At 35.3% G+C, this 8,145-nt stretch carries 10 protein-coding genes; 8 read left to right on the forward strand and 2 right to left on the reverse strand.

Translation table 11 applies throughout. The features are described from left to right. The first annotated feature begins 287 nt into the window (after positions 1–287). From HE1_RS08970 to hisS, 7 genes are all read left to right on the forward strand, one after another. A complete protein-coding gene (locus tag HE1_RS08970; protein ID WP_162531250.1) occupies positions 288–437 on the forward strand; it encodes a hypothetical protein in 150 nt (49 codons plus the stop codon). Between the two features lie 409 nt (positions 438–846). Continuing rightward, positions 847–1,023, forward strand: a complete 177-nt coding sequence (locus HE1_RS10370; RefSeq protein WP_084491011.1) for a transposase — start codon at positions 847–849, stop codon at positions 1,021–1,023. Positions 1,024–1,442: 419 nt separating this feature from the next. After that, positions 1,443–1,751 (forward strand): YerC/YecD family TrpR-related protein, encoded by a 309-nt coding sequence (locus tag HE1_RS03920; protein WP_006291724.1) that lies wholly within the window; start codon positions 1,443–1,445, stop codon positions 1,749–1,751. Between the two features lies 1 nt (position 1,752). Next, complete coding sequence (locus tag HE1_RS03925; protein WP_006291725.1) at positions 1,753–2,727, forward strand: ABC transporter substrate-binding protein; 975 nt, start codon at positions 1,753–1,755, stop codon at positions 2,725–2,727. Next, entirely contained in the window at positions 2,724–3,572 is an 849-nt protein-coding gene (locus tag HE1_RS03930) for an ABC transporter permease (RefSeq protein ID WP_006291741.1), read from the forward strand. Before HE1_RS03925 ends, HE1_RS03930 begins: the two co-directional genes overlap by 4 nt. A gap of 10 nt (positions 3,573–3,582) precedes the next feature. Beyond that, the gene (locus HE1_RS03935) at positions 3,583–4,311 is read left to right on the forward strand and encodes an ABC transporter ATP-binding protein (RefSeq protein WP_206537236.1); all 729 of its coding nucleotides are present in this window, start codon (positions 3,583–3,585) and stop codon (positions 4,309–4,311) included. A gap of 15 nt (positions 4,312–4,326) precedes the next feature. Continuing rightward, positions 4,327–5,643: a histidine--tRNA ligase gene (hisS, locus tag HE1_RS03940; RefSeq protein ID WP_006291753.1), complete on the forward strand. Its 1,317-nt coding sequence runs from the start codon at positions 4,327–4,329 to the stop codon at positions 5,641–5,643. Here the strand turns inward: hisS and HE1_RS03945 are convergent. Beyond that, positions 5,630–6,523: a ribose-phosphate diphosphokinase gene (locus HE1_RS03945; protein WP_006291755.1), complete on the reverse strand. Its 894-nt coding sequence runs from the start codon at positions 6,521–6,523 to the stop codon at positions 5,630–5,632. The genes hisS and HE1_RS03945 overlap by 14 nt on opposite strands. Positions 6,524–6,685: 162 nt before the next feature. Continuing rightward, on the reverse strand, positions 6,686–7,294 hold the full coding sequence (locus HE1_RS03950; RefSeq protein ID WP_035544944.1) for an MJ0042-type zinc finger domain-containing protein: 609 nt from the start codon (positions 7,292–7,294) through the stop codon (positions 6,686–6,688). 481 nt (positions 7,295–7,775) lie between these two features. Here HE1_RS03950 and HE1_RS03955 point away from each other — a divergent pair. Then, positions 7,776–8,145: cation:dicarboxylate symporter family transporter (locus tag HE1_RS03955; RefSeq protein ID WP_035544946.1), on the forward strand; the 370-nt coding region annotated here is incomplete at its 3' end.

An 8,145-nucleotide genomic window follows, 5' to 3' on the forward strand; every position in this document is an offset into this window, starting at 1 on the left:
AAATTCCATTATTTCAATTTACATTAGATCTAGAGAAATCTTTTATTAAAACATTAATTATTATTTCAGGAGGGGATTTCAATGCTGTTAAACATTTATTTTGACACTTTCAACACTTATGCCTTGTACCCCTGTATGATGGGAGGTATTTACAGCGCTAATTTCCAAGTTTCCAGGAGAAATCAAATAATACAACACACAAGCAACGCTTGCAGCGATAACCGTTGTATACTCATGCTGAATGAAATAGTTTAAAAGTTTAATTTTATGTGTTAATAATTTTTCTTATGCAAATATTTCTGAAAGAAGAAGATCGTGTTGCGTTAAGAACGCGGCATCGGCAAAAAAAGAACCGACGTGTAGAAGATAGGATTAAGGCTGTTTTTCTATCCGATAAAGGATGGAGCTCGTCAAATTGCTTAGGCTCTTTTGATTGACGGTCGTAGAGGAGTATAAGGAAGATCAAAAGTTAATGGTGTAAAGCGAGGGATCTGTAAGCAAGCTAAATGTTTCACAAACAGCAAAACTTATCGCACATTTGGAAAGCTGCGACGTATATGAAAATGAGCGATATCTGCGCTTATGTTCTTGAGGCATTGCGTAGACGATTCAAGACAAGACGTTGTGGCTGCACGCCCATAAGTTTATTCATTATTACGAGACGGTGATGACAACATCGCCGGAGGATGAACCCATCCTGTTTGGTTATGGCGTTCCCCCCATTATAGCAACGAAAATCACTTGTCGCACAGGCACCCTCATTGCCACGACGGCCTACACGCATGAACTTGATGGGAGCCTTGGATTTGACGGGTGGAGCCCTTAGAAACCTTGAATAGCGCTACAATGAAGACGTTTTTTGATCAGCTGAAAAACGCTTATCCAAAGGCGCCTAAAATTCACCTGATCTTGGATCAAGGATCTTATAACACAAGCAAAGACACCCAAAAAGCAGCGAAAGAAAGTGGGATTGAGGTGCATTGTTTTCCCCCCAGCCCCAACCTGAATCCCATCGAACGATGAATCGATTTTTCGTCTCTGCCAAAAAGTTTTGCAAGAGTATGCTGCAATTTTTCGACCAAACCTGGGACAACATCGCCATGGATCTTGTCGACCGCGTCAATGACAACTTTCAACGCATTAGTCCCACACTTTCAGTTTGATTTGGTATATAAACTGGAGAACAAAAAAGTTTTTGCCTAAATTATTTACTTAAGTCCTTATCTTAGTCGCAATTTTGCACCTGGCATTAAAAGTGCTGCGTACTTGTTTCTACTTTACAAACATTAATTTCGGTGTCATTTTTTGATCGTCTTGCATGATTAAGTTTGATCATTTGCAATAACCAAACTGATTTTTTTAAAGCGAGCTTTTTTCTTCTTGACTTTCGTTGCATACCGTGCCATCATGATAGCATACTAGATCAGCACAAAAGCACTGAAATGATCATTTCCGATGATCACCACCAAAATATTAAAGAGCTGTGTCATGCATTTTTGCTATTGTCTACGCAAGAGGAAGCTTTTAATTTCTTGAAAGATTTATGCACGCCTTTTGAACTTTCTGCTTTGTCTGAGCGTTGGCAGATATGTAAAGCTCTAAGTAACGGATTGTCCTATAGAGAAATTCATGTCAAGTTGGGAGCAAGTTTAACAACGATAGGAAGAGTGGCAAGATTTTTAAAAGACGAACCTTATCAAGGATATACAGCAGTTCTACAGAAATTGACTCACGATAAAAAGGAAAACTAAGATGAAAAAAATATTATTATTGCTAACAATAGGAGGGGTAGCGTGTTTATCTTTTGGAGAAAAAATAAAAAGAAAAATCTTTATTAATCAATGTGTTGAACACCCCGCTTTAAATACGACAATAAAGGGAATCATTGACGAGTTAGTCAAAAATGGGTACAAACCCGGAACTGAATTAGATTTGCGCGTAGAATCAGCGCAGGCAAGTCCTGCATTAGCATCCCAGATTTCTGTAAAATTCGTCAATCAAAATCCAGATATTGTGGTGGGTGTTGGTACGATATCTGCTCAAAGTTTTGTTAAGCATATAAAAAAAAATAATATAAAATTTGTGTTTAGCTCAATAACTGACCCATTAAAGGCAGAGCTAGTTCAAAGTTTGAATAAACCAGGAAACAATACCTCTGGAGTCTCTAATTTTGTTGAACTTTCTCCCCAGGTTGAGGTATTTAAAGAAATTCAACCTCATTTAACTCGCTTAGGGGTTTTATACAATCCTGGTGAAGTAAATTCTTTAAGTTTAATAAAAAAATTAAAGGAATTATGCCCAAAATTTGGTATAACAGTGGTGCTTCAGGCTGTGGATAACACATCACAAGTTGCTCAAGCTGCTACCAAATTGGCTGCTAACGTTGATGCTATCTTTATCAGCAATGATAACACTGCGCTTTCTTCCTTACAGACGATTATTAGTATTGCTACAAAAGTAAAAGTACCTGTTTATGTTAGTGATACAGATGCAGTAAAGCTGGGTGCTTTGGCAGCGCTTGGTCCAAATCAGTATAAGCTAGGGGTGCAGACCGCTAAAATGATTGTTTGCGCACTGAAAGGAAAAGATTTAGGGACGATTCCTGTTGAATTTCCTGAACAAACAGAGCTTTATCTTAATCAAGATGCTGCGGAAAAGCTTGGAATTTTCTTTAAAGACAGTATAAAACGTAGAGCAAAAGAAATAGTGGGTAAGAAAACATCATGACTTTAAACGAAATAATGATGAGCTTTGAAATAGGTGGAATTTACGGAATTGCTGCGCTTGGGATATATTTAACTCTTCGAGTCATTGATTTTCCGGATTTGACATGCGATGGCAGCTTTGTTTTAGGAGCTGCTAGTTCTGGAATCCTTATTAAAAATGGAATGAATCCTTGGACCTCATTGAGCATTGCGATGGTAGCCGGAGGCCTTGCAGGCGCAGCAACTGGTATAATCCATACAAAATTCAGAGTGACGAATCTTCTTTCCGGGATATTAGTGGGATTTATGCTGTATTCAATAAATTTACGCGTCATGGGGGGAATTCCCAACATCAGCCTTATGAACCGCGATACTATATTTTCTTCATTTCCCATTGTTCAGATATTGGGAATTGGATTGATGTCGTGTGCAGCAATTACATATCTGCTGATGACAGACTTTGGTTTAGGGTTAAGCAGTATTGGGCAAAACAAGCGTCTTGCAAAAAATTCTGGAGTAAGTATTTCTTTTATGACCATAACCTGTCTTGCTCTGAGCAATTCTATCATTGCATTGTCTGGTGCTTTATTTAGCCAACATCAAGGATTTTCTGATGTAGGAAGCGGTATAGGTACCGTCATGACAGGCCTTGCTTCTGTAATGATTGGTGAAAAAATGTTGCCGTATAGATCTGCTATATTTAGGACTATAAGCTGTTTAACAGGATCAATATTATACAGAATTTTTGTTAGTTTTGCACTTCACGGTGATTATCTAGGGTTAAACACTTCTGATTTGAATTTGGTGACGGGATTGATGATTTTAACCGTTATGTATACTCCAAGGAAAAATTATGCTAAAACTTGAAAATATAGAAGTGATTTTAGGAAAAAATAATAAAGAAAGAAAAATATTGAATAAGCTAAATTTTGACGTGAAAGATGGAGAATTTGCATTAATTGTTGGGGAAAATGGAGCGGGAAAATCTACACTTTTCGATGCTATTTCTGGATCTATTCAGGTAAATTCTGGAAAAATATGGTTGTCCGGTCAAGATATTACTCATACACTTCAAAAGCATAGGGCAAAACTTGTATCAAAAGTTATGCAAGATCCTAAACTTGGAACTATGGAAAATATGACTATTCTCGAAAACATGGCTTTTGCATTTAAGCGAGGGCAAATTAGGGGAGGGGAATTTTTTTCAAGTAAACATAGAATAAGGACGTTTAAAGAAAAGTTAAGCATGTTAAATATAGGCTTAGAAGATAAAATCCAGGAGCTGGTGAGTAATTTATCTGGTGGACAACGGCAAGCGCTGAGTATTCTTATGGCAATATTAAAAGAGTCTAAAATATTGTTGTTAGATGAGATTACCGCAGCATTAGACCCAGCAAGCACTGATTCTGTTATGGAACTAACGAACCAAATTCTGAGAGAAAAAAAACTTACTTGCATAATGATAACGCACAACTTATCCCAAGCAATCAAATATGGAGACAGTTTATGGTTTCTAAAAAATGGGGTATTTATAAAAAAATATGATAAAGAAACTAAATCTAAAATGACATTGGCTGAGCTTTCTTCTAAATTTGAAGAAGTGTAATGAGAAAGGATAAAAATGTTGACGAATATATCTGGATTCCCTGAATTTTTACCAAAAGAGCAGATTGCTTTTAATAAGGTGATTGAGAAAATTAAAGAACAGTTTGAGCTTTATGGATTCATTCCTCTAGATACCCCTGCTGTTGAAAGAGTCGCAACGCTGCTTGCTAAAGGTAATGATAGCGAAATTTACGGACTTCATCGCTTGGCAGGAGACGAAGGAGCAAAAGAAAAGGCTTTAGCACTTCGTTTTGATTTAACTGTTCCTCTTGCAAGATACGTAGCACAACATTATGGTCAGATCACGTTTCCTTACCGAAGATATCATATTGCTCCAGTTTGGCGGGGAGAAAGACCGCAAGCCGGGCGCTACAGACAATTTTATCAGTGCGATATTGACGTCGTCAGCGTTGGTGAGTTACCGCTTATCTATGATGCAGAAACTTTGTCCATAATATATAACGTGTTTAAAGCAATAGGAGTGGAAAGATTTATTATAAAGATCAATAATCGGTTTTTATTAACAGGAATGATAAAATCTTTTGGAGTATTAGAAAGCTCTGTCGATTTAGTAATGCGCACAATTGATAAGGCAGAAAAAATATCAAAAGATGCACTAGATAATGAACTAAGAAATTACGGCATTAGTCAGATCAATACAGAAGTATTGTCTGGTTTGATCGCAAAGCGTTTAACAAATAAAGAGTGGATTGAGTATTTAGAAAGCATTGGTTCTAATGAAGAATTTTTCAAAGGGGTGGAAGAACTAAAAAAAGTGATGAAATTTTTGAAAGATTTTGGAGTTCAAGACCAGTACATACAAATAGATCCTACACTGGCTAGGGGGTTAAATTACTATACAGGAACAGTATCAGAAACAAGATTAGTTGATTTTCCCGAATTAGGAAGCGTTTGTGGAGGAGGAAGGTACGAAAATCTTGTTGGAAGCTTTAGTAATAAACGATTTCCTGGGGTGGGGTTTTCAATTGGGGTGTCAAGGCTGATTCCTAAATTAATAGAATTTGGTGTAATTCACGCCAATCAGGAAACGACAGCAACCGTATTGGTCAGTGTTCAAGATCCTGCTTTAGTGCCTTTTTATATAAAAATAGCAAAAACCTTTCGCATAAAGGGGGTCAATACCGAAATTTATTTGTCAAAAGCTTCATTGGCGGTGCAAATGAAATATGCTGACAAAAAGGGATTTAAGTTTATAATTATTGCCAATCAACTAGAATTAGAAAAACAGCAAATTATTTTAAAACGTTTGTCAGATGGTAAACAAACTCTTGTTACGATTAACCAAGCGATAGAAATAATTAAAGGCGCATAAGCATTTTTACGGTTTCTGCAAGGATAGGAACAATATTAAGAATTTTAAAAAATTGTTGATTTAGTTCTTGAGGAATACTGTTTGTGGTTAGCACTAAATCAATAGGCGCTTTGGTAAGTTTTTGTTTAGCATGGTTAGACAATACAGCATGAGAAGCGATCACACGAATACTTCTTGCTTTATGCTGTTTTAGTAAAAAAGCTGCTTTGCATATTGTTTCCCCAGTATCGATAATATCGTCAATAATCACGCAATTTTTATCAGATACTTCTCCAATAATCGTATTCATTTCACAAGAATTATATCCATTACGAGTTTTGTTGATGATGGCGAGTTCAGCGTTTAAAATTTCTGCCATTTTTTGCGCACGAACTAATCCTCCTATATCGGGAGACACCACAGTAAGATCAGGGGATTTTTCTAAATAAGAAGAAAAAAATACACTAGGATCTATATTTTGAACGCCCATTTTAAAAAAACCTTCTGCTTGTTTAGAATGCAGATCTAAAGTGACGATGTGATCGATTCCTGCAGCTTCAAGCATGGCTGCAATTAATCTTGCGGAAATTGGTCCCCATTTGTAAGCTGGACGATCTTGTCTGCTATATCCAAAATAAGGAACGATTGAAATTATTCTTCGACTTCCTGCACGTTTTGCGGCATCAATAAGAAATAATAGCTCCATTAAGTGATCATTTGCCGGATTACACGTGGATTGAACAATAATTGTATCTTCTTCATACAGGTGTGATGGCAGCTGGACGCGAAGCTCTTGATCGGAAAATCTTTCAATTACGACGTCCATGTACCCAATATTTAAAGTAGTACTTAAATCGCAAGCTATTTTTTTGCAACTGCTTCCTGCAATGATTTTTGGCATATTTGTTTACCTCATTTTACTTTTACTTAATTTTTCTAAATTTTAATATATTGATTGCAATCAAAGATAGGGATTTTTATAACTTTTTTTACACCCTCTACCTAGTGTTTTATGATAAATTTAGATGGAAAACAATCTCAAAATGGTACAAAAAAGCAGTACTTATGGAAAAAATCCTACACTAATTTTTGAAAAAGACGTTGGTGCCTGCTTTAACTCTATGTAAAGTGCTTTTTCTTCACCAGGCAACAAAGGTGTTTTTGGGGGAACGTATTTCATTTTTTTTAATGTTTTTCCTTCTTTTTGTATGTGAATAAACAGTGCAGGAATATATCTTAATTCCTTTGTAACATTAATAAAGTCTACCTTACAAATAATACTATTTTCTGTGTAACGATAAATGACGTTCTGAATTTGAATTTTTTCTTCTTCATAAGATTCTTTTGTTTTTAGCAAGCCGGACCATCCTTGTAAAGAGGATAGAAGTAAGTTTTTTTGATACAACATAAACAGTGTACATCCCAAACAAAGAGGAATGAGTATGGTAAAGCCGATCCAAAAAAAACGAATAGGCTGTGAGCGGTGTGCAAGCTTAGGATGCATCATTAAAGGAGCTTGTACAACAGGAATAGGAGTGTAAGGAGACAAAGCCGGAGGATTTTGGTACCAGACGTGCTTACAAGAAGAACATCGCACATACCCCCCCTTAGACCCCAAAACGTCATCATCCAAATAGTACCGCATGGAACACGCATTACATTTGACAATCATTTAAAAAATAATAAAAAATTTTCTCTTGCTTTTTCATACTATACAAAATTATTTACTTTTCATAGCTCTTAGAGAATCTTTTTTCACGAAGAAATATTTTTTATTTATTTTTATTTTACAGTTGTTATTATAAAAAATATTATACAAAAAATCAAAACTATAAAAAAACATTAAAAAAAATATTAAAAAAACTTATTATTATTATCACAAAATATCGGAACTTTATAAAAAATTATACAAAAATAAAAGTAATTTCTAGATGTAAAAGAATTATCCTTGTAGGAATATCTTTTTCTGTATAAATAAAAAAATCTATTGACTATTTACAATATATAGTGCTAAGATTTTCAGGTTTTTATCGGAGCTGTGGTGTACGTTCGTTTTCTAATAAGGTCTTTAGTAAATACCTGCTGTTGTTGAAACGCTCTTTATTATCTACTTTTTAAGATTTTTTTAGTTAACGAATTTTTTGGAGGTTTTTATGTGCATAAATCACACCAGTTCTTTTTTTAATCGGATTAGTACCGTCCATTTTTATTTGATAGCCATTATCGTGGGAGTGTTAAGCAGTTATTTTGATATTTCTTTGTTAATAAAATTGGCTCAAATTATTACGGATAATTTTATGAAAATTTTTAAATGCGTAAGCTTGCCTATTATTTCTCTGTCTATAATAGTAACGGTGTCTCGGTTTAAAGGGGATGAGAGCATAAAAAAGGTAGGAAAAAAAACTTTTCTCTATACAGTTAATACAACGGTTATCGCTGCAAGCGTTGCTTGTGTGTTGTATTATTTGATTTCTCCTGGAAACTTGGAAATTAGCGCTGTAAATACCTCCCATCATACAGGGG

It is taken from the genome of Holospora elegans E1 (assembly GCF_000648275.1).
Classification (GTDB): domain Bacteria; phylum Pseudomonadota; class Alphaproteobacteria; order Holosporales; family Holosporaceae; genus Holospora; species Holospora undulata_A.

Coding starts and splice junctions, on each gene's coding strand:
- HE1_RS10370 (WP_084491011.1), top strand. CDS start 847: ATGAAGACGTTTTTTGATCAGCTGAAAAACGCTTATCCAAAGGCGCCT.
- HE1_RS03930 (WP_006291741.1), top strand. CDS start 2,724: ATGACTTTAAACGAAATAATGATGAGCTTTGAAATAGGTGGAATTTAC.
- hisS (WP_006291753.1), top strand. CDS start 4,327: ATGTTGACGAATATATCTGGATTCCCTGAATTTTTACCAAAAGAGCAG.
- HE1_RS03950 (WP_035544944.1), bottom strand. CDS start 7,294: ATGATTGTCAAATGTAATGCGTGTTCCATGCGGTACTATTTGGATGAT.
- HE1_RS08970 (WP_162531250.1), top strand. CDS start 288: ATGCAAATATTTCTGAAAGAAGAAGATCGTGTTGCGTTAAGAACGCGG.
- HE1_RS03945 (WP_006291755.1), bottom strand. CDS start 6,523: ATGCCAAAAATCATTGCAGGAAGCAGTTGCAAAAAAATAGCTTGCGAT.
- HE1_RS03925 (WP_006291725.1), top strand. CDS start 1,753: ATGAAAAAAATATTATTATTGCTAACAATAGGAGGGGTAGCGTGTTTA.
- HE1_RS03920 (WP_006291724.1), top strand. CDS start 1,443: ATGATCATTTCCGATGATCACCACCAAAATATTAAAGAGCTGTGTCAT.